This window comes from Aquimarina sp. AD1, assembly GCF_003443695.1.
Classification (GTDB): domain Bacteria; phylum Bacteroidota; class Bacteroidia; order Flavobacteriales; family Flavobacteriaceae; genus Aquimarina; species Aquimarina latercula.
Genome location: NZ_CP031966.1, coordinates 373,450 through 393,120, shown reverse-complemented (window position 1 = coordinate 393,120; position 19,671 = coordinate 373,450). Strand labels below are relative to the sequence as shown.

Annotated in this window: 22 protein-coding genes; 15 read left to right on the top strand and 7 right to left on the bottom strand. The window is 32.1% G+C overall.

Features of this window, described 5'->3' with window-relative positions; translation table 11 throughout:
- Positions 1-24: 24 nt before the first annotated feature.
- Complete coding sequence (locus tag D1815_RS01795; protein WP_027391885.1) at positions 25-534, bottom strand: hypothetical protein; 510 nt, start codon at positions 532-534, stop codon at positions 25-27.
- 259 nt (positions 535-793) lie between these two features.
- On the opposite strand from D1815_RS01795, the gene D1815_RS01790 reads away from it, so the two are divergent.
- A complete protein-coding gene (locus tag D1815_RS01790; protein ID WP_027391886.1) occupies positions 794-1,180 on the top strand; it encodes a Fur family transcriptional regulator in 387 nt (128 codons plus the stop codon).
- Between the two features lie 73 nt (positions 1,181-1,253).
- Here D1815_RS01790 and D1815_RS01785 read toward each other — a convergent pair whose 3' ends face one another.
- Positions 1,254-2,522, bottom strand: a complete 1,269-nt coding sequence (locus D1815_RS01785) for a S8 family serine peptidase (RefSeq protein ID WP_118385694.1) — start codon at positions 2,520-2,522, stop codon at positions 1,254-1,256.
- Positions 2,523-2,939: 417 nt separating this feature from the next.
- Between D1815_RS01785 and D1815_RS01780 the strand changes: the two genes are divergently transcribed.
- The 8 genes from D1815_RS01780 (at position 2,940) to D1815_RS01745 (ending at position 8,724) form a co-directional block, all read left to right on the top strand.
- On the top strand, positions 2,940-3,251 hold the full coding sequence (locus tag D1815_RS01780) for a hypothetical protein (RefSeq protein ID WP_118385693.1): 312 nt from the start codon (positions 2,940-2,942) through the stop codon (positions 3,249-3,251).
- 213 nt (positions 3,252-3,464) lie between these two features.
- Positions 3,465-3,938, top strand: a complete 474-nt coding sequence (locus D1815_RS01775) for a hypothetical protein (RefSeq protein ID WP_118385692.1) — start codon at positions 3,465-3,467, stop codon at positions 3,936-3,938.
- Positions 3,935-4,471, top strand: a complete 537-nt coding sequence (locus D1815_RS01770; protein WP_027391889.1) for a hypothetical protein — start codon at positions 3,935-3,937, stop codon at positions 4,469-4,471. The genes D1815_RS01775 and D1815_RS01770 overlap by 4 nt, the downstream gene beginning before the upstream one ends.
- A gap of 59 nt (positions 4,472-4,530) precedes the next feature.
- Positions 4,531-5,049: a DUF6702 family protein gene (locus tag D1815_RS01765; RefSeq protein WP_027391890.1), complete on the top strand. Its 519-nt coding sequence runs from the start codon at positions 4,531-4,533 to the stop codon at positions 5,047-5,049.
- Between the two features lie 13 nt (positions 5,050-5,062).
- Positions 5,063-5,650 (top strand): HupE/UreJ family protein, encoded by a 588-nt coding sequence (locus D1815_RS01760; protein WP_027391891.1) that lies wholly within the window; start codon positions 5,063-5,065, stop codon positions 5,648-5,650.
- A gap of 28 nt (positions 5,651-5,678) precedes the next feature.
- A complete protein-coding gene (locus tag D1815_RS01755) occupies positions 5,679-6,632 on the top strand; it encodes a DUF5829 family protein (protein WP_118385691.1) in 954 nt (317 codons plus the stop codon).
- A gap of 34 nt (positions 6,633-6,666) precedes the next feature.
- The gene (locus tag D1815_RS01750; protein WP_118385690.1) at positions 6,667-7,494 is read left to right on the top strand and encodes a hypothetical protein; all 828 of its coding nucleotides are present in this window, start codon (positions 6,667-6,669) and stop codon (positions 7,492-7,494) included.
- A 12-nt stretch (positions 7,495-7,506) separates the two neighbouring features.
- The gene (locus D1815_RS01745; protein ID WP_118385689.1) at positions 7,507-8,724 is read left to right on the top strand and encodes a GTP-binding protein; all 1,218 of its coding nucleotides are present in this window, start codon (positions 7,507-7,509) and stop codon (positions 8,722-8,724) included.
- A gap of 89 nt (positions 8,725-8,813) precedes the next feature.
- Here D1815_RS01745 and D1815_RS01740 read toward each other — a convergent pair whose 3' ends face one another.
- The 5 genes from D1815_RS01740 to D1815_RS01720 are packed head-to-tail and all read right to left on the bottom strand — an operon-like array spanning position 8,814 to position 12,868.
- On the bottom strand, positions 8,814-9,728 hold the full coding sequence (locus D1815_RS01740; protein WP_118385688.1) for a bifunctional UDP-sugar hydrolase/5'-nucleotidase: 915 nt from the start codon (positions 9,726-9,728) through the stop codon (positions 8,814-8,816).
- A gap of 12 nt (positions 9,729-9,740) precedes the next feature.
- Positions 9,741-10,535: a 5'-nucleotidase C-terminal domain-containing protein gene (locus D1815_RS01735; RefSeq protein WP_240337538.1), complete on the bottom strand. Its 795-nt coding sequence runs from the start codon at positions 10,533-10,535 to the stop codon at positions 9,741-9,743.
- A 59-nt stretch (positions 10,536-10,594) separates the two neighbouring features.
- Positions 10,595-11,029: a hypothetical protein gene (locus D1815_RS01730; protein WP_118385687.1), complete on the bottom strand. Its 435-nt coding sequence runs from the start codon at positions 11,027-11,029 to the stop codon at positions 10,595-10,597.
- On the bottom strand, positions 11,022-12,185 hold the full coding sequence (locus D1815_RS01725) for an ABC transporter permease (RefSeq protein ID WP_118385686.1): 1,164 nt from the start codon (positions 12,183-12,185) through the stop codon (positions 11,022-11,024). Before D1815_RS01725 ends, D1815_RS01730 begins: the two co-directional genes overlap by 8 nt.
- Before the next feature lie 50 nt (positions 12,186-12,235).
- Complete coding sequence (locus D1815_RS01720) at positions 12,236-12,868, bottom strand: ABC transporter ATP-binding protein (protein ID WP_118385685.1); 633 nt, start codon at positions 12,866-12,868, stop codon at positions 12,236-12,238.
- Between the two features lie 103 nt (positions 12,869-12,971).
- On the opposite strand from D1815_RS01720, the gene D1815_RS01715 reads away from it, so the two are divergent.
- The 6 genes from D1815_RS01715 (at position 12,972) to D1815_RS01690 (ending at position 19,616) form a co-directional block, all read left to right on the top strand.
- Positions 12,972-13,376 carry a MerC domain-containing protein gene (locus D1815_RS01715; protein ID WP_233557601.1) on the top strand — a complete coding sequence of 135 codons (405 nt, stop codon included), beginning with the start codon at positions 12,972-12,974 and terminating at the stop codon, positions 13,374-13,376.
- A 6-nt stretch (positions 13,377-13,382) separates the two neighbouring features.
- Positions 13,383-14,060, top strand: coding sequence for a GTP cyclohydrolase I FolE (gene folE, locus D1815_RS01710; RefSeq protein WP_027391900.1), 678 nt, complete (start codon positions 13,383-13,385; stop codon positions 14,058-14,060).
- Between the two features lie 30 nt (positions 14,061-14,090).
- Positions 14,091-15,047, top strand: coding sequence for a S9 family peptidase (locus D1815_RS01705; protein ID WP_118385684.1), 957 nt, complete (start codon positions 14,091-14,093; stop codon positions 15,045-15,047).
- A 140-nt stretch (positions 15,048-15,187) separates the two neighbouring features.
- Positions 15,188-16,087 carry a GTP-binding protein gene (locus D1815_RS01700; RefSeq protein WP_118385683.1) on the top strand — a complete coding sequence of 300 codons (900 nt, stop codon included), beginning with the start codon at positions 15,188-15,190 and terminating at the stop codon, positions 16,085-16,087.
- A gap of 308 nt (positions 16,088-16,395) precedes the next feature.
- Complete coding sequence (locus D1815_RS01695; RefSeq protein ID WP_027391902.1) at positions 16,396-17,091, top strand: ABC transporter ATP-binding protein; 696 nt, start codon at positions 16,396-16,398, stop codon at positions 17,089-17,091.
- A 26-nt stretch (positions 17,092-17,117) separates the two neighbouring features.
- Positions 17,118-19,616: a TonB-dependent receptor gene (locus D1815_RS01690; RefSeq protein WP_027391903.1), complete on the top strand. Its 2,499-nt coding sequence runs from the start codon at positions 17,118-17,120 to the stop codon at positions 19,614-19,616.
- Positions 19,617-19,671 lie beyond the last annotated feature (55 nt).

Here is a 19,671-nt window from a genome sequence, read left to right as displayed (position 1 = left end):
TTTAATAACTATATCTATTTTTATTTACTCTTGTTCCGAAACTTCTTCTTCGGCCTTCTTTTTATCTTCCTCAATCATTTTTTTATCCTCATCAGTAATACGCTCGTGTTCTGCAGCTATACCTTTATGCTCTTTCTCCATATGCTCATGTTCCGCTTTCATGGATTCATGTTCAGATTTCATTTGCTCCAATGTAATCTCTCCAGAAACATGTTTTGTTTCTAATTCAGCGTGCTTTTCTATCAATGTCTGATGATCTTCAATAAGTTTACCGTGTTTGGCTAATAAATCTATGTGACTCTTTTCTGTTATCAAATGAATTGAATCATTTTCGATTGTTTTATGAGCAGCTACCATCTGCTGATGATCATCTTTCATAGTGTTATGTTCTTTAGCCATAGTTTCATGAGAAGCTTCCATTTCTTGATGCTTTTCTACCATAGCTTTATGCTCAGGTGCTTCTGCGGGGTTTTGTTTGCAAGACACAAATAAAAGAACTGTTGCAATTACTGCTAATCTACTAAGTGTTTTCATGATTTTAATTAATTGGTTTACGATTCAAATGTATAAACTATTTTTTTACTGAATTATTTTAGTTTTGCTTTTTAAAAAAATTTAAAAATTCCCTATTCCCTAACAATCTAATTTGGAAAAATTTCCTTTATAAGTAAGGTTTGGATTAATCAGAAGACAAAATGGTGAGGTATACTTTTTTCGAATTTTATGAAAAAAAAGTACTTATGGTCAAAAAATCATTATTTTCGATAAAGTAAAGGAATCCGAATACGATAGCATGGAGATTAAAAAATCAAGAAATACTGAAAAACAAAATCTTGTTAAAAAAATCCTTTCTGACACGGAACATGCAATGTCTGCTGAAGAAATTATGGCTACTATGCCAATAAAAGTTAACAAGACCACCATATATAGAATTTTAGATCGATTTGCCGATAAAGGAGAGGTTCATTTCGTAACTGGCAAAAATGGAAAAGCGTATTATGCACTTTGTGATACTAATTGCGGAACATCTCATAAAATTCATAATCACATACATTTCGAATGTCAGACATGTAAAGAAGTAACTTGTCAACCCAATACACTACATATCCCAAGCTTAGAAGGGTTTACAATCCAAGAGACTCAATTTTTAATTATTGGTATTTGTAATAAATGTAAATAAAGAGAAACCATCAGCTCTCCAGCCAATGGTTTCGTAACTACACATCCCAACGTAAAAATAAAGACTGTGTCTTTTATCTTACTGCTATAGGATAGTTTTCTCCTCTGTTACTTACAGTACCAGATGTTCTAGGTCCGTTATTTCTAGCATGCATAATTCCAGCTACGTGAGGTGATGCCATTGATGTACCACTCAATGTTGCATAACCACCGTTTAAATATGTACTTCTAACGCTACTACCTGTAGCAATAACATCAACAGGATTCATATTGTAATTTGAGAAAGATGAGAATCCTTGACTACAAGTCATAGAAGCTACTGTGAATATATTAGTTCCATTCACACAAGCTGGTTGATAGTTTGCTGAATTAGCACTACTATTTCCTGCTGCAATAGCAACTCTAGTTCCTGCATTTCCAAGAGCTAATAATGCACTTCTGTAAGAAGAATTGTTTGCACATCCTGACCCAAAGAAACCTCCTAAACTTAAGTTAGCTACATCACCAGCTAAATCATATTGACCAACGTGGTTGATTCCATTTAATATTGTAGAAGTACTTGTACCACCACTACATCCAAAAACTCTTACTGGCACAACTGGTGCTCCAGCAGAAACTCCTACTACACCAATACTATTGTTTATAGCAGCTGCAGTTCCTGCTACGTGTGTTCCGTGACCATTACAATCATTAGCGGATCCACCTACAAATGATCTAGCATAAGTAGTATTTGTAACTACATTAAGGTCTGGATGATCTAAATCAATACCAGTATCGATTACCCATATCCAAGCATTACTACCAGAACCATCAGCGGCTCCACCAGCTCTAGTAATACCACAAGGTGTTTGCTGAGCCATTCTTTGTGATTGATCTCCAGAAACTACTTCTTCGATATCGAATTTAGGCAATTCTACCACTCTATCGTACTCGATCGCTGCAATATTAGCGTCTTTAGATAATTTTTGAAATTCACTATCGCCTAATTCAATAGCCATCCCCGAAATTTTGGTAGTATAGTAACTTAATACTTTAGACTGATCCAAATCATTTTCTGATAAGATGTCATTCATTTTTTTGATAGATACTTCGGAGATCTCTCTAACCGAATTTGCCTTATCTTCTCTACTCGTAAAAGATCTTTTTTCTAAAACTTTCGATGCAGGTTCTATTTTAGAATCTTTAAACACTACAATATACTGTCCGGGAATTATTTTCCCTTCAGTACTAGTAGGTTCTACAATAGTTTCTGCAGTTCCATCATTAAAATTTTCATTTTGACATGATGTGAATACCATAGCTGAGAGTAGTGTCCCCACAGCGATTTTACTTAAATTTTTCATATTGAGTTAAATTTGTGTTAGGCGCAAATTTATAAATTCAAACGAAAAATTTAATATGGTAAAACCGTATGCTATTTCGTTAACAATTAATAATTAAGATAAAAAATTGCATTTAAAAATAATTTGTTGCAACTTTGTTGCTTTAGTGATAATAATGGTTTCAAGAAGAATTAACAAAAACAAAAACCAGTACAAAAACACATAAAACTAAAATAATTAATCAAAATTAATTAACATTTAATTAACACTATTTAACTAAATTTTCCAAAGACAAGTACTTCTAAAGGTTAAAAACTGTTTAATTAACTAAAAATTATATTAAACAAAGTGCCACTTTTTCGAAAACATAGTAAAACAAAATAGCTTTATTAAATACTTTATTATCTAAAAAAGCTTATTAGTTATCATATCTAACCAATGAGGTTGAACTTTTATAAAAATATAATTTCTCTTTTTTTAGTTACAACTTTTCTGCTTTTAAGAGTTGTTAGTGCACACGCATTTTCACATTTTTCCGATGACACGTATCCAGATACAAATTGCGAATTATGTGAGATCATTACAGCATCAAATCAGCTTACACCTTTTATAGGTGATACTACCGAAGAAATAGAACAAAAATCTACAGCAGATTATCAAGAACATAAAGTAGATTTTAGTTACGAAACATCTAAATATAGTATAACACTGCCCAAAAGTGTTTACAACAAACCTCCTCCAACACTTTAAATTAGAGTTAAAACACTTTATTTTTTGCTTATTCTTTTACGATTATACAGTGATATATAAAATAACTCAACTTTTCCTGCTAGAAAACCTTATTTCAAATTTTTCTAATCTATAACAATTTTACTCATTATCAAGAAGGTTCTCTATCAGGTATAAAACCTCTCAATATTAAGATTTACATCAAATAACATTATTAATAATTTAAAACTTACCATGATTACTAAAAAAGAAATTGAAAATGCCCAAAAAATTTGGGGAGAAGGAGTTGTTCAAATAGGTGCACTTCATACAGATAGATCAGCAAATGAAACTTATACGGAAAACTTCGTAAATGATTTGTATGATTTTGACAACAAAGAAGTATTATTTAAACCAACTAAAGCTGCAATTGACCAGTTTAGAATTACTAAAGAAGGTGCGATTTCCTATTTTATTGGTGGTAATTCAAAATTTTCTGAAGATAAAGGTTTTGCTCTTCAACCTTGGACACAGGTTAGGTTTGAAAATGCAGCCTTAATATTAGAAGAAAGTAGGGCGTTAGCCATGGGGAATTATTTTTTTACTGATACAAATGGACAAGACACTAAAGTTGAATACACTTTTGGATATCGAAAAGATTCCAACGGAAAACTAAAAATAGATGTACATCATTCATCTTTACCATTTAGCATAGTAGAAAGTGTATGACTTTTAATAAACTAAAATCAGGTAATTCTCTGTTTTTGATTTGCCCAACGGACCATATAGAAGGTGTTTTAAGACAAACTTGTAGTAATGAAGCATTTTTCTATACGGCCCTTGGGGCTAATTTTAGATGGGATATTGATACTCAAGAAAACCTTATTTCTGTAATTAAAAATCAAAACATTACTCAAGTTATTTTTATAACAAAAAACACAAATATTTTTTACAGAGAAGTACTTGAACCAGAAATCGAACCCTTTTTCAACGCTAATAAAACCTTATTACAGCTTGATAAAACGTTACCTAAACATTTCTTAAGTCAAAGTCATCCAATATTGAGAGTAATGCTTTTGGCCTCCAGACATTTACAAAAACAACGAAAATACATGTTAGACACTCCAATACTGGGAAAAGCTTTAAAACATCACAATGTTATTACCCAAAGTTTTGTCTACTATTCAAATAACCAAATTTTTTATCCTCCAAAAACAATCGAAAATAAGGTTTTGTTATATGGTAAACTATCTCCTAACTAAAAACTAGGTAGCCAATTGTACAAAATGAAAATTATCATAATAATTAAAATACTGTAATTATGAAATTCTATCAAATATTACTTCTCGGATGTCTATTGCTATTTTCTACATCATTTAGCCTAACACATCCAATAAAGCTAACCTCATCATTAATTCAATCTTTTCCGGAAAGTAATATTTTAGGAGTAGAATGCAGAGTTTTTATTGATGATTTTACTTTTAGTATGAACGATACATTTACTAAAAATTTTAATGCATCAGACTTATCCGAAGAAGATATTGAAGGAATTGAGAATTATTTTAAAAAGTATTATAAAATAATCATTAATGATAAAATATACACCCTTAAATATATTTCATCAGAAGTTTTTGAAAAGCATAATGTTTTATCAATTAAGTTTTCCAAAAAAATTCCGGTGATAAAAGAGGGAGATCAAATTTGTATCGAAAACACACTTTTTTTTCAAGAATTTGACTTTTTACAATCGAATAGGATGACTGTTCGTATACCTCCATTTATTTCAGAAGATTACTTCGAAGTTACATCACTAGACAAACCTATAACTCTTAATTTATAATACCCTAATCCTAATGGATAATTTAAGTTCTTTTTTTATTAATGGATGGCATCATATCGTAGATATTAATGCATACGACCATTTATTATTTGTAATGACATTATGTGCTGCTTTTAAACTAGAGCAATGGAAGCAAATATTAGTAATCATTACCGCTTTTACTATTGGGCATAGCGGAACTCTTATTCTAAGCGCCTTAGATATAATTCCGGCAAATTCCAAACTTATAGATATGCTCATTCCTTTTACCATAATGTTAACTGCATTAGCCAATATTATCAATTACAATAAACACGGTAAATTTTCTGATACTAAAGTAAAATATAGCATTGCCTTAATTTTTGGGTTAATTCATGGATTAGCATTTGCCAGCAATTTTAAATTTATGCTATTTAGTGATAGCATAATTATGCCACTATTGGCTTTTAATATTGGTATCGAGGTTGGACAGTTATTTATTGTACTCCTTTTTATGTTATCCCTATGGATATATACTCAATTTATTAGGGGAGAACATTTAAAATGGAACCTGTTCATTTCGGGAGCTGGTTTTGGAATTGCTGCCACGATTTTATTAAACGCTTTTAATGATATACAATAATAGACTATGTTAACAAAGGAGTTTTAATATGTTTAAACAAATAGCTATTTACTTAATTCTTTCATTTTTGTTTGGATCTTGTGGGGCACAAGAAAAAAAAGAAGAATCTGAACTTATTATTGATCGAAAAAAAATTGATGCAACTTTTAACAAAGATGTATCTAAGCTATTATTAGATCATTTATACGTGGTTGTAGATAGCATTACTTATGAAAAATTAATAAAAAACAATAGCTGGAAAAGTAAATATGCCTCTATAGATATAGGATTACCAGATTTTGCTCCCGCAGATCATAAAGTATCTACCTGTTATTTACGAGGACATCAACATTATATTGAAATCTTAAGTCCAAAAAATAACTATAACGAACCTGTAGGAAAAAGTGGAATTGGTTTCTCTTTAAAAAACAATGACGAACATTTTCATTTGGGTGTTAAACCAAAATTAAAAACTACTAAAGACTCGCTTCTTTATGCTATGGAAACTGTTGAGATGCCTTTGGATGATCATAACCATACCTGGTTCAAGGCTTTTTACACACCAAGTCCTGGCACATCTTTACACACTTGGTATGGTTTTTATAACCCAGCTTTTTTAGATAACCTTCTAGGCAAAAGACATACCACATATTCACGGGAAGCATTTCTTGAATCTACGTATACTGATGAAAAACTTTTTAACGGGATTAAAGAAATTCATTTAAGCTGTATCCCAAATGATTATCGCCGCGTAACCCAAGAACTAAGGCATTTAGGTTGTAAGCTATTAGAAAAAAACGGAAATACTCTAACCATAGCTAGCGGTGACATTACTATTAATATTCAACCCTCTAATCAGATCGAATACAGTCAAATTACCAAAATAATTTGTCAATTAAACGAAAAAGATAACAGCACGATTCAATTAGGTAATGTTACCATAACCAATCAAGGGAATGAATCTACATGGAATTTTGATAAACTTCATAAAAACAATTTTTAGAAAACACTGTAATATTATTTAAAATTAAAACAAAATGAACAAAAAAACTCACTATCAAATTATTGTAACTCTTCTTTTATTTTTTGCTATTACATCCTGTAAACAAGAAAAAAAGGCTCCAGAAACTACTGATGAGTTAGAAACAGAAATTACTGAAGAAGCCGAAGTAGTACAATCTAAAATTATCTTAGAGAAATTAGAAGGTTCGCCTGCATATAAAGACGCCGCACTTATTTTAGATACTTCTGATGAAATAGTCGCTAAAAAATCTGGAGAAATGGATTTCTCTTTTAACGTTGAAAATTATGAATTAGGTGCTCAAACTAAAGGTCCAAACGCACAAAAACTAGCAAATTCTGGGAAAGGACAACATATTCATTTTATCCTAAATAATCAGCCCTACTCTGCACACTATGAACCAAATTTTAAAAAAGAAATACCTGATGGCATTCACCATTTAGTTGCCTTTTTAAGCCGTTCATTCCACGAATCAGTAAAGAACGAAAATTCTGTAGTTGTTCGTAAACTAGTAGTAGGAGAAAAACCTGAGGATAAATTAAACCTTAATATGGAGGCACCAACACTAATTTATAGCCGACCTAAAGGTGAATATACTGGTGACGGCACAAAGGAAGTATTATTGGATTTCTTTGTACTAAACACAAAACTTTCTAAAGAAGGAAATAAAGTTCGTGCAAAAATTAATGGCACAGAATTTACAATCACAGAATGGGTTCCTCACGTTATCAAAGGGCTTCCTATGGGAGAAATTACTATTCAACTAGAATTAGTTGATGAAGCTGGAAATGTAATTCCAGGGCCATTTAACAAAGTGACTCGTAAGATCACCTTAAAAAACTAAAAAATAAAGCCCATGAAAAAATTACCTGTAACTGTATTAAGTGGCTTTCTTGGAGCAGGAAAGACAACACTTTTAAATCATATTTTACATAACAAAGAAGGATTAAAAGTTGCTGTTATTGTAAATGATATGAGTGAAATCAACATTGATGCACAGCTTGTAGAAAATGAAAACACCTTATCTAGAACCGAAGAAAGACTCGTAGAGATGTCTAATGGTTGTATTTGCTGCACCTTAAGAGAAGACCTAATGGTGGAGGTAGAAAAATTAGCCAAAGAACAACGCTTTGATTATTTGATTATAGAAAGTACTGGGATTTCGGAACCTATTCCTGTAGCACAAACCTTTAGTTTTACTAGCGAAGATGGACAACTAGACTTAAGCAAGTTTAGCTATGTAGATACCATGGTTACTGTTGTAGATGGTTATAATTTTCTAAGGGATTTTTCTAGCCCACAATATCTAACAGATAGAAACCTTACTAATATTGAGGGAGACGACCGTACTATTGTTAATCTATTAACTGATCAAGTAGAGTTTGCCAATGTTATTTTGCTAAATAAAGTAGACTTGATAACGGAATCAGAATTGAGGAATTTATATGATATTATCCATAAATTAAACCCAAACGCTCGTGTTATTCCTACTCAAAATTCTCAAGTATCAATACGTGAAGTAATTGATACAGGTTTGTTTGATTTTGAAGAAGCAGAAGCATCTGCCGGATGGATACAGGAACTCGAAAATGAGCACATCCCGGAAACCGAAGAATATGGGATTGGTTCTTTTGTTTATCGAAAATGCAAACCCTTTCACCCTGAACGTTTTTTAAAATTTGCTACAGATCACTTTCCTTCAAATATTATTCGTAGTAAAGGATTATTTTGGCTTGCCTCTCGTCCCGACCAAGCCCTTATTTGGGGTTCTGCAGGAGGTTCACTCAAAACAGATCCAGCTGGGGTATGGTGGGCTTCGATGCCTTTTAGTGAACGAATCACTTATGCTTCGTTTTTAGATAATCAAAAAATGATTGAAACTGAGTGGGATCCTACATTTGGCGATCGTAAAATCGAACTCGTATTTATTGGTCAGAACATTGATGTTGATCTGGTAACTAAACAATTGGATGATTGTTTGATTACAAAATCAGAACTTGACGAATGGAAAAAAGGAGTATTTGCTGCAAATGATCATTGGCCAATTCCTAATTACGAAGGATCATCCATCTAACATATAAAACTGAAAGGTGTGAAATAACAATAAATCCGGTTAACTAAAAGCTAACCGGATTTATTTATACTCTATATATTATTAGAATTTTATACAACCATAGCAGTTCCGTCTGAAGTTTTATTTTTTTGGCTATCAAAATAAAAATCTATCCTACCTAGGTACAGACCGTAACACCCAACCTGATTTACCAGCACATTTTTATCTTTTCTATTTTTTACTACTGTTGGTTCTTTTAGAAAGGTATGCGTATGTCCACCTATAATTAGATCAATGTTTTCTGTAGCTGCCGCTAGGCTTAAATCACTCACTTTATTTGGCTCGTTTTTATAATCATATCCTAAATGAGATAAACATATAACCAAATCACACTTTTCTTCGTTTTTTAATACAGCACTCATGTCCTGAGCAATCTCTATTGGATTAAGATAGTTAGTCTCCTTATATAAATCTTTCATTACAAGTCCTTCTAACTCTATTCCTAAACCAAATATTCCAATCTTAATAGAATCCTTTATTATTATTTTATAAGGCTTTACGAACGTATCCATAACTGTATTAGTAAAATCATAGTTAGCGGACACAAAATTAAATTTTGCATAAGGCAATTGTGCATGCAATCCTTCAATCCCATTATCAAAATCATGATTCCCTATAGTTACTACATCGTATTTAAGCATACTCATCAACTTAAATTCTAGCTCACCTCCGTAAAAATTAAAATAAGGAGTTCCCTGAAAAATATCACCTGCGTCTAATAACAAAGTATTAGGGTTCTCTTTTCTTATATTTTCGATAATTGTAGCTCTTCGGGCCACTCCTCCTTTATTAGAATTTCTACCATCATTTGGCCCAAAAGGATCTATATGACTATGTACATCGTTTGTGTGTAAGATGGTTATCTTTTTCGCGTTACTCGCAGAAAAAGAAGATAAACCTACACCTCCAACTGTTAACAAGCCAGCCGTTAATGCAGAATGTTTTACAAATTCTCTTCGTTTCATCGCTTTATTTAATTAGTTGGTTTGTAAAAATCTATCGTCAATTTTCGGTGCAATTGTATCTACTTTTTTAAAGTAGTCAATCATTGCATTCCTAATTTTATAATTCAACTTATGAGCCTTGCCCGCTTTTTTAAAAAAATACATCTCACTACCACCATGATACAGATAATCATTAGTTGCTACGAAATAAACCTTGTCTTCGTTAATTTCCATATCATTAATCAAAGCTTTCACGATATTAAAATCTTCATCAACGGTCAATTTTAATCCAGAAATAGGATGTGCTTTTCTAGATTTTTGTAAATAGGAAATCAATTCTTTAATATGGGCGCCATTCATTTCCACAACTATGATACTATTCTCAAATGGCATCACCTGATAGGCAGTACGTGCGGTAACATTACCTTTTGGAATTGGTGCTCGTATTCCTCCTTGATTTAATAATACCATATCAATGGCACTTTTAGTTTTTGAGATAAAAAAAGGATTGGCTTGTTCTAATACGATATCGGCCATTAAATTACCAATAGCTGTATTAAGGTTTCCATCTCTTTTAGAGTAAGTTTCTGGAGCATACGCCAAGGTACTATCCAAAGTCTTATTTACATGTTCTTTATAAGGTTTTATAAAAGCCTCCACATCTGAATTATCCAGAGTAGTATCATTTATTTCAATTCTCACTCCTTCTACTTTTATAAGATGTTCTTTTTTCTTACAAGATGAGAAAACCAATATGAATGTAAGCAATAAGAAACTCTTATCAATCATATTTTTTCGCAGGTAATTATGATCTATTATTTTATCCATGTATTATAAAACTTGATTAATCCTTTCTCTAGCAGCTAATGTATAATTTTAATTCTATTTTACTGTATCAATCTAGCGGTTGCTTTTTTCAATATATAATTACAGTGATCAACATCATCCGCATTTAATTCTAGTATTCCCGTTACTTCTATTATTTGGTCTGTTTTATAGCCAGGTTTATTTTTAAAAATCACTTCTACAATAGTTTCAGGACCAGCTCCCCCGCAGAAAAAACAAGATGACATTGGATTTCTAGAAACCATAAAAAACTCTTCTTTATAAGAAAAATCTAAAAAATAACCCCTGATACTAATTTTGGATCCTTCATAAGACTTTATTTTAGGCCCAAATGTTGGTTTCAAAAAATAATCATCATAATGTACATTATAAATATCTTGAAAACTAACATCTGTAAAATCATCCCATAACAATTTTTGCTGAGCCATAAGATGAAGTGGGATACTGAAGACCAGAAATAAAAATACTTTACGCATCGGCTAAAATTTTAGAAATATTTAATTTAAATAAAGAATAAGAAGCAAAAATTGTAGCAAGTATTGTGGTAAAAAGTACTAGAGTGAATATAAAAAACTCTTCTGTATCAGGTATACTTATCTCCAATTGATACTGATATACCTCCGAAGCTAAGGTTGCAAATAGCAAAACACTTCCTCTACCTAAAATCCATCCTAAAATGCATCCAATGATGGATAAAGAAAGTGCCTCGTAAAAAACTAATTTCAGCAATTGAAAGTTCGTTGCTCCATATGTTCTTAATAAAGCTAATTCATGTTTTCTTTCTCTAACAGTCTTTATTAGGTTAGTAAAAATACTTAACCCTGCTACAAGTAGTATTGCTATGGCAATTCCATTAATTGCCTGAAAACCAACACCTAAAAATCTCAATAATCGGTCAATCTCTAATTTTGGAAGTGCTGCCTGTAATGAGCTATTTTTATTGATAGATCTAGAAAGTTGCAAGGCCCCAATAGGGTTTCTGAAATTTAATAATAAAGCTGTAATTTCTTTATGCTCTTCCTCGTGCTCTGTATGTTCCTCACCTTCGATGTGTTCTTCATCTGATGGATGCTCATGAACTTCCCAAATACTTTCAAGATTTGTTATAATAAGATCATCCACTACTGTTCCTGTAGACACTAAAATTCCACTAACTACAAAAGGTTTATCATCATGAATATCAATTTCATTTTGTATCAACCCATGAGAACTAACAAAAGTACTTCCAACGCTAAGGTTTAAGTTACTAGCTACTTTACTACCCAATACCGCTTCAAAATTTTTCGTGTTTAGTTTCCCTTCTTTACAGGTAGCATTATATTTAAGTAAATACTGACTAGAAGTTCCTAAAATCTTATAACCTTTATAATTATCACCATAAGAAACAGGTATAGCTTCCTTTATCATAGGATTTTTACTTATCCTTAAAGCTTCATCTAGAGATATATTTCCAGTTGGGTTATCTATGTGAAAGATAGTCGATAATACAAGTTGCAAAGGACTTCCTTTTGCCCCAACTACCATATCAAATGGTTTACTATTTTTCTCTAGATGATGATTAAGCTGTTTGCTTATTTGTAAAACAAAAGTAGCTAACAAAATACTTAACGTTAATAGCAAAACGCTAAGCATTGTATTAAGAGGTTTTGAAATGAGATTTTTAAACGCTAAGTATAACAAATTTAGAGGATTATATGTTTATCAAAATGTGGTTTAACTCTTTGATCATGGGTGATAATGACCAAATTACTTTTGCAAATCTGAGCCTCTTTTTTTAATAAGGAGATGACCCTCTCACAATTCTTATCATCTAAATTAGAAGTAGGTTCATCTGCTAAGATTACCTTTGGTTTATGTATAATCCCAAGAGCAATGGAAAGTCGTTGTCTTTGACCCTCGCTTAATTCTTGAACTTTCTTATTCCTAACATTCATTAAATCTAATTTCTCTATTAATCCTATTCTCCTTTCTTGATCTATTGTTTTTTTAGACAGTTTCTCACGAATTTTAATGTTCTCTAATAAACTTAAAGACTTAATAAAATATGCTCTTTGAAAAATTATTCCTATATGCTTACCTCTGAAATTATTTAATTGATTTCTTGTAAGTTGTTGCACACAAGTATTACCAATAAATACATTTCCTTTTTTTGGAACTAAAAGACCAGCCATGATATGTAACAACGTAGTTTTACCAATACCTGAGTCTCCCAAAATCAAAGCATTTTGTTCAAATGATAAATCTATGTCTGGAAAATAAAAAGTATTAGTTTTTGTGTTCTTATATGCAAACCTTAACGATGTCGTTCGGATCATAAAAAAGTTTTGTCAAAAATAAATAAATATTATTAACGCAACAAAGTTGCGTTTGTAAATTATACACTATCTTTGCCCTCATTAAAATATATACACTTTTACTTTGAATATTTTACAAATACGCAGCAACTCCGATACCTTAGGTATTATAGCCAGTAGCTTATGTTTAGCACACTGCTTAGCAACTCCTTTTTTATTTCTAGCCAATACCGGCTCCACCTTATTTCAAGATGGACATTCTTTATGGTGGAAATCACTGGATATTATTTTTTTAGGGCTTTCATTTATCGCAATTCGTCAAACCACTAAAACCACCACAAACCATAGAATAAAATATGCTTTTTGGTCAGCTTGGACGATGTTGTTATTTATTATAATGAATGAAAAACTATCAATTATACCGCTTCCTGAAGAAGTTATTTACGTAGTATCTTTAATATTAGTAGGATTACATTTTTATAATAAGAAGTACTGCCGTTGTAAAGATGAAAAATGCTGCACAAATTAATGCATAATGAGCACTAAGAATCAAAACGAAATAGAATTAATTGGAGATGCGCATATTTCCAATTCAACAGAAACTCCTTTACGGGCAAATGCTTTTGACACATCTGATGAAGACAAAATTAAAAACATACAACATCATTTTGCTGAAATCATGAAAGAGTTAGGACTTGATCTAACCGATGACAGTCTCTCTGGAACTCCTTACAGGTTTGCGAAAATGTATGTAAAAGAACTTTTTTACGGTCTAAATCCAAAGAACCGCCCTAAGACTTCCATTTTTGAAAATAAATATGGATATCAGAAAATGTTGGTTGAGCAAAACATCAATATTGATTCTTCTTGTGAACATCACTTTTTACCAATTGTTGGTACCGCACATGTGGGATACATTCCTAAAGAAAAGGTAATCGGGCTATCAAAAATCAATAGATTGGTAGATTATTATGCCCATCGTCCCCAAGTACAAGAAAGATTATGCTTACAAATTTTAAAAGACTTACAAGAAACTCTAGGAACTGAGGATGTGATTGTAGTAATACAAGCTAAACATCTTTGTGTTTCCTCAAGAGGAATTAAAGATAAAAGCAGTTTTACGACTACCATCGAATATAGAGGAAAGTTTATTGAACCGGATACTAGAAAAGAATTCTTTGATGTTATAAACAAACCTTTTGAAAGTATTTAAATGTTAGAAATCATTAAGTAAAAACCAATAATGAGATATAAACTAACATTACTTTTGCTTTTCACTATTTTTAAGTGTTTTGTTTCTTTTTCCCAAAATGGGAAAATTATAGAAAAGGAAAGGTTAATTTTAAGTGATTCTATAATTGCCAAAATCCACAAGGCTGATTCAGCCATGATTAAAGCACTTAAAAACATTGAATTTTTTCGAATTACATATCTATCAGACTCTCTTAAAGTTAAAGGTTTTATCGTTAAACCAGTTCAGAAAGGTAGTTTCCCTTGTATCATTTCAAATCGCGGAGGTACAGGTGAATTCGGGAAATGGAATGAGACTGGAGTGGGTTTCTTTTTAGGAAAACTTGCTAGTTGGGGATATGTAGTCGTGGCAAGTCAATACCGAGGTAATGATGGTGGTGAAGGACAAGAAGAAAGAGGCGGAAAGGACGTAAATGATGTACTAAGTCTTGTTAATACTTTAGGAGAAATTGATAATGCCGATACATCGAGAATTGGAATAGAAGGTGCTAGCAGAGGAGGTATGATGACATATCTTTCACTTAAAAAGACATGTCAATTCAAAGCTGCCGTTGTCCTTGCGGGTGCTGCTAATGCTTTCGAACATCTCGTACATAGACCCGATTTTGAAGAGCATGTATATGCCAAGGTTATTCCTAATTATTATGAAAATAAAGAAAAAGAACTCAAAGCACGGTCGGCAGTATTTTGGGCTGATAAAATGTGTAAAACAACTCCAATGTTAATAATGCAAGGTAGCGCTGACTGGCGTGTTCCGGCAACAGAATCACTAGAGTTATTGAACAAGTTGTATGAATATAAACATCCAGTTCGTTATATTTTATTTGAAGGAGCTGATCACCGAATATCTGAATTTAGAAAAGAGTTTTTTGCACAAACCAAAAGCTTTTTTGACTTTTATGTAAAAGAGCTTAATGATTTACCTAACATGGAGTTACATGGCGGATAACCTTCTTTTATTTAAAAGATGGATTAGTATTAAAAGTGTTGTATTGTTATTCGGAAATATAATCCCCGTCTAATCCAGTGGTATTTTACTCCTTTATTAATCTTCTTTAACCATATAAAATTTTACTTTTTTATTAAAACATGGAAGCTATAATTACAATTGTTGGTTTTTTGGGAGCTGGAAAAACGACACTTTTGAAGCATTTGGTAACAAGCTATATCAAGAATAATTGGAACCCTTTTATTGTTCTAAATGATTATGAAAATGCAAATCTCGATGCACTTCAGCTTATCGATAAAATTGATCCTAAATGGATAAGAGCCCTTACAGGTAGTTGTATTTGCTGTAGTGGTATTAATGAATTAAGAGATCATGTAAACCGAATTCCAGTACGTACTAATGGAGTTACTTTAATCGAAGCCAATGGCACTTCTGATGCATGTGCGCTAATGGAGTTCTTAGGTGTTGGACTTAACGATAGATTCTTACCCCCTATCCAGATATCCGTTGTTGATGTAAAAAATTGGCAAAAAAGAGGAGAATATGATGAGCTAGAAGCAAATCAAGTACAAGTGTCTTCATTGATTATCCTAACTCATCTTGAAAAAACAACTAAAAATAGACAAACTCTTGTTAGGAAAGAATTAAAAGCACTCAACCGATTCGCCAAAATTTTAACAATGGATGAAATTGATGCCACACTGCTTCGTGAACTTTTGCCTTCTAAAAACATCGCTCAAAAACTTGATCATCAAAAAGCGCATTGGTCTTCTTGCTCCACAGATCTGCCAGATCTGCCCAACTTAGATTGCATATATACTATCTGCAATGCATTACCAAAAAGTATACTAAGGGTAAAAGGTTGCACAAAAATTGGAGACGAAAAAAAGTATACTTATTTTGAACGTAATCCAGATGGTCAAGTTTTTATTCGACCATTTAACGGCATACCTATCACAGGTCCAAAACTTCTTACTGTAGGACCGGGAAGTGAATCTTCATTATTAGAAAAAGTTATCCAAACTAGTCTTAAAAAATAAAACTAAGACCCTAGTAAAATAAAAAAGAGTATCGCAGTAAATAGACAATATGCTCTACATATTCTTTATAAATATACCAATCTATTTCCAAAAATGAATCAAATAATATTTGTGCTAATACCACAGAATTTTAAAATCCATTAACATAATATTAACGCAACAGTGTTGCAAAAACAAATATTATAATTAAGTTTGCAACATAGTTGCTTTAAATACTCTTTTACAGTATAAACTATATGTTTTTTGATCAATTGTATAATTTGATTAAGGAACAAAAAGGGCTTAACTCTCAATTAAAAAAAACTCATATGCTTAAAGCAATAAATCTCACCAAAACATATGGTAAACATCAAGCACTTAGCCAATTAAATTTATCAGTTGATAAAGGAGAAATATTTTGTTTACTAGGTCAAAACGGTGCCGGAAAAACAACTACTATTAATTTATTTTTAGGCCTAATTGAATCTACTAGTGGCGAAGCTTTAATTAATGGAGTTACCGTTACACCCAATAATAACAAAACCACTAACATGATTGCATACATCCCTGAAGTTGTGCAATTATACGGTAATCTATCTGGTACTGAAAATTTAAACTTCTTCAGTAGATTGGCGGGTTTTAAATACTCAAACAAACAGCTTTCTGACTTTTTATCAAAAGCAGGACTACAAGAAAACGCACATCAAAACAAGCTATCCTCCTACTCCAAAGGGATGAGACAGAAAGTTGGTATTGCCATTGCACTTTCTAAAAATGCGGATTACATCTTCATGGATGAACCCATCTCAGGTTTGGACCCCAAAGCCACACTTGAGTTTACCAAAATTTGTAAAGAATTAAGCAATGACGGCAAGGCTATTTTTATGGCTACTCATGACATTTTTAACGCAGTCAATGTAGGAACAAAAATTGGAATTATGAAAGAGGGACAACTTGTACATACTTCCAATACCGACTCTATAACCGCAACTCAACTACAAGATTTATACTTAAAAACTATCTAAACGTAAAACAAATCAATTAACACACAATGAAACTTTTTAGATTATTACCCACCCTTTTATTTATACTATTTGGTTGTGCCACATTTGCACAAGTAAAAGTAACAGGAACCATCGTCGACGCCGAAAATACTCCAATAGTCGGAGCTACCATTTTATTAGAGAATTCTGAAAATAATTTTGGAAAACTAACTAATAGATCTGGACAATTTGAAATAGATGCTCCTTCTGGCAACTACAACCTAGAAGTGAGATATTTAGGATTTCAATCCTATAAGAAAAGTATCGAAATAGGTGATGATTCTACATTTGACGTAGGAACTATTCAATTAGAAGCAGGTACTGAGCAATTACAGACTGTCGAAGTTGTCGGTCGTGTAAGAAAAGATTACAATAGTGATTATTCCTTTTCTGCTACCAAAATAGCTATTAAAAATAAAGAATTGCCTCAATCGGTAGCTACAGTAACTAAAGAACTTATTGATGATCGTCTAGCATTTCAATTACCAGATGCTGTCAAAACAGTAAGTAGTGTATCAGCGACGGGATTATATAATCATTATAACATTAGAGGTATAACTCAAGCTGATGACGGACAAATGCTTAATGGAATGCGTACACGTCAATATTACTTTTTACAACCTATAACATCTCACCTTGAGCGTGTAGAGGTTATCAAAGGGCCTTCTTCAGTAACTTTTTCTAGTGCAGATCCTGGTGGAACTGTAAATATGGTAACTAAAAAACCATTGACTGAAAAAAGAAATTCAGTAAGTTTAACAACAGGGAGTTTTGGAACTTTAAGAGCGACAGCTGATTTCACAGGACCATTGAACGAATCTAAAACTTTATTATATCGTTTTAATGCGGCTTTTCAAGAAGCAGATTCTTTTAGAGATGTTGTAAATAACAATGCTATTTTAATCACTCCTTCTTTAAGTTATATTCCTAACGATAAGACCTCACTTAATGTTGAAATGATTTACAATAACGCCGAGGGTAATTTAGACAGAGGTCAGCCAATTTTTGGTGCAATTAATGGCGAGTTTGATTTGAATAGCACACCAATCACAAGAAACGTAGGTGCATCAAACGATCACTATAAAACTAAAGAACTCATATTCATGGCTAATTTTAGTCAAAAGTTTACTGAAGACTTTGGCTTTAATGCACAGTTCATGAAACAAACTTGGGATGAAGATTTAGCTGAGCATAGAGTTGATGGTACAGCCGTTGATATTGATGGAAATGTGATTCCTACACTTGCTAGAATGCGATATGACAAAAGACAACAATTTTGGGAAACAGATAACTTTAGTGCCTATTTTAATTATGACATCAAAAAAAATAATATTACCAATAAATTATTGGTTGGATACGATGCTACGAGATGGGAAAGAAAAATTGGAGCTGGATTCCTTCGCGCAAGAAGATATCTAACAGTTGATGGAGGTCAGGCTAATTATGACCCAACTAACCCTGGTAATTTTCAACAAATGGTTGTAGATGGTGTAACTATGCCTGTACCAGCTGTTCCACATTTTAATTTAGAAAACCCTTTTAATGGAGCCAGAAATACAAATAGTTACAATCTTGCTGAATTAACAATTCCTGCAAATTTAAACACTTCAAACGGTATCTATATTCAAAACCAATTCAAAATTGGAAAATTATCAGCATTAGTAAACTTAAGGTATGAGTGGTTTACAGACATTTTTGATTACAAAAATGATGAAGAAGAATTTAAAACTAGTGCTTTTGTACCTAGACTTGGTGTAACTTATGAAATTACAGATGATATTAGTGCGTATACAACATATTTAGAAGGATTTCAACCACATACGAATACAGTATCATTATCTCCAACTGCAGAAGGTTTTTTCTGGGCAGCCTCACCAAGTAGATTCGATCCATTAGAAAGTAGTCTAATAGAAGTAGGTGCTAAAGGAGAATTTTTAAATGGAAAAATCTTTGCCAACTTCGCAATTTTTAATGTTACTCAAAAAAACATCTTGCTAGGAGACACCTACGATTTAGATAATTTAACAACAAGAGGAGAACAAAGAAGTAGAGGTTTTGAAGCAGATATATCAGGTTATATACTACCAAATTTACAATTAACAGCTTCTTATTCTTATACAGATGCTACAATTGAAGAAGATGCTATCGCAGAATTTATAGGAGCTCGAATCGGTGGGGCTCCAAAACATAATGCAAATTTTTGGGGGAGATACGATTTTAATTCAATTTCATTTTTAAAAGGAATTGGAGTTGGTTTAGGTGCACAATATGTAGACGAAAGATTTACGTGGTACAATCCTACATACGATACCAATAGAGTATTATTACCAGAATACACAATATTTGATGCAGCTGTATATTACAAGCCTAGTTACATCAATATGCAGTTAAGCCTAAAAGTAAACAACCTATTTAATGATACTTATTGGTTAGGTGGTCTTAACCCTTCTAGACTAGGACCAGGTGCTCCAAGAAATATTTTGTTAAATGCAACGTATACATTTTAAAGAATGAAACCGATATGATTGGATCAATCATATCGGTTTTATATCACCATTGACA

Bases quoted from the DNA above. Each gene is read 5' to 3' on its own strand.
- folE (WP_027391900.1), top strand. From the start codon at position 13,383: ATGAGCACTAAGAATCAAAACGAAATAGAATTAATTGGAGATGCGCAT.
- D1815_RS01695 (WP_027391902.1), top strand. From the start codon at position 16,396: ATGCTTAAAGCAATAAATCTCACCAAAACATATGGTAAACATCAAGCA.
- D1815_RS01765 (WP_027391890.1), top strand. From the start codon at position 4,531: ATGAAATTCTATCAAATATTACTTCTCGGATGTCTATTGCTATTTTCT.
- D1815_RS01780 (WP_118385693.1), top strand. From the start codon at position 2,940: ATGAGGTTGAACTTTTATAAAAATATAATTTCTCTTTTTTTAGTTACA.
- D1815_RS01745 (WP_118385689.1), top strand. From the start codon at position 7,507: ATGAAAAAATTACCTGTAACTGTATTAAGTGGCTTTCTTGGAGCAGGA.
- D1815_RS01740 (WP_118385688.1), bottom strand. From the start codon at position 9,728: ATGAAACGAAGAGAATTTGTAAAACATTCTGCATTAACGGCTGGCTTG.
- D1815_RS01795 (WP_027391885.1), bottom strand. From the start codon at position 534: ATGAAAACACTTAGTAGATTAGCAGTAATTGCAACAGTTCTTTTATTT.
- D1815_RS01720 (WP_118385685.1), bottom strand. From the start codon at position 12,868: ATGATCCGAACGACATCGTTAAGGTTTGCATATAAGAACACAAAAACT.
- D1815_RS01705 (WP_118385684.1), top strand. From the start codon at position 14,091: ATGAGATATAAACTAACATTACTTTTGCTTTTCACTATTTTTAAGTGT.
- D1815_RS01755 (WP_118385691.1), top strand. From the start codon at position 5,679: ATGTTTAAACAAATAGCTATTTACTTAATTCTTTCATTTTTGTTTGGA.
- D1815_RS01735 (WP_240337538.1), bottom strand. From the start codon at position 10,535: ATGGATAAAATAATAGATCATAATTACCTGCGAAAAAATATGATTGAT.
- D1815_RS01700 (WP_118385683.1), top strand. From the start codon at position 15,188: ATGGAAGCTATAATTACAATTGTTGGTTTTTTGGGAGCTGGAAAAACG.
- D1815_RS01760 (WP_027391891.1), top strand. From the start codon at position 5,063: ATGGATAATTTAAGTTCTTTTTTTATTAATGGATGGCATCATATCGTA.
- D1815_RS01750 (WP_118385690.1), top strand. From the start codon at position 6,667: ATGAACAAAAAAACTCACTATCAAATTATTGTAACTCTTCTTTTATTT.
- D1815_RS01770 (WP_027391889.1), top strand. From the start codon at position 3,935: ATGACTTTTAATAAACTAAAATCAGGTAATTCTCTGTTTTTGATTTGC.
- D1815_RS01785 (WP_118385694.1), bottom strand. From the start codon at position 2,522: ATGAAAAATTTAAGTAAAATCGCTGTGGGGACACTACTCTCAGCTATG.
- D1815_RS01725 (WP_118385686.1), bottom strand. From the start codon at position 12,185: ATGCTTAGCGTTTTGCTATTAACGTTAAGTATTTTGTTAGCTACTTTT.
- D1815_RS01790 (WP_027391886.1), top strand. From the start codon at position 794: ATGGAGATTAAAAAATCAAGAAATACTGAAAAACAAAATCTTGTTAAA.
- D1815_RS01690 (WP_027391903.1), top strand. From the start codon at position 17,118: ATGAAACTTTTTAGATTATTACCCACCCTTTTATTTATACTATTTGGT.
- D1815_RS01730 (WP_118385687.1), bottom strand. From the start codon at position 11,029: ATGCGTAAAGTATTTTTATTTCTGGTCTTCAGTATCCCACTTCATCTT.
- D1815_RS01775 (WP_118385692.1), top strand. From the start codon at position 3,465: ATGATTACTAAAAAAGAAATTGAAAATGCCCAAAAAATTTGGGGAGAA.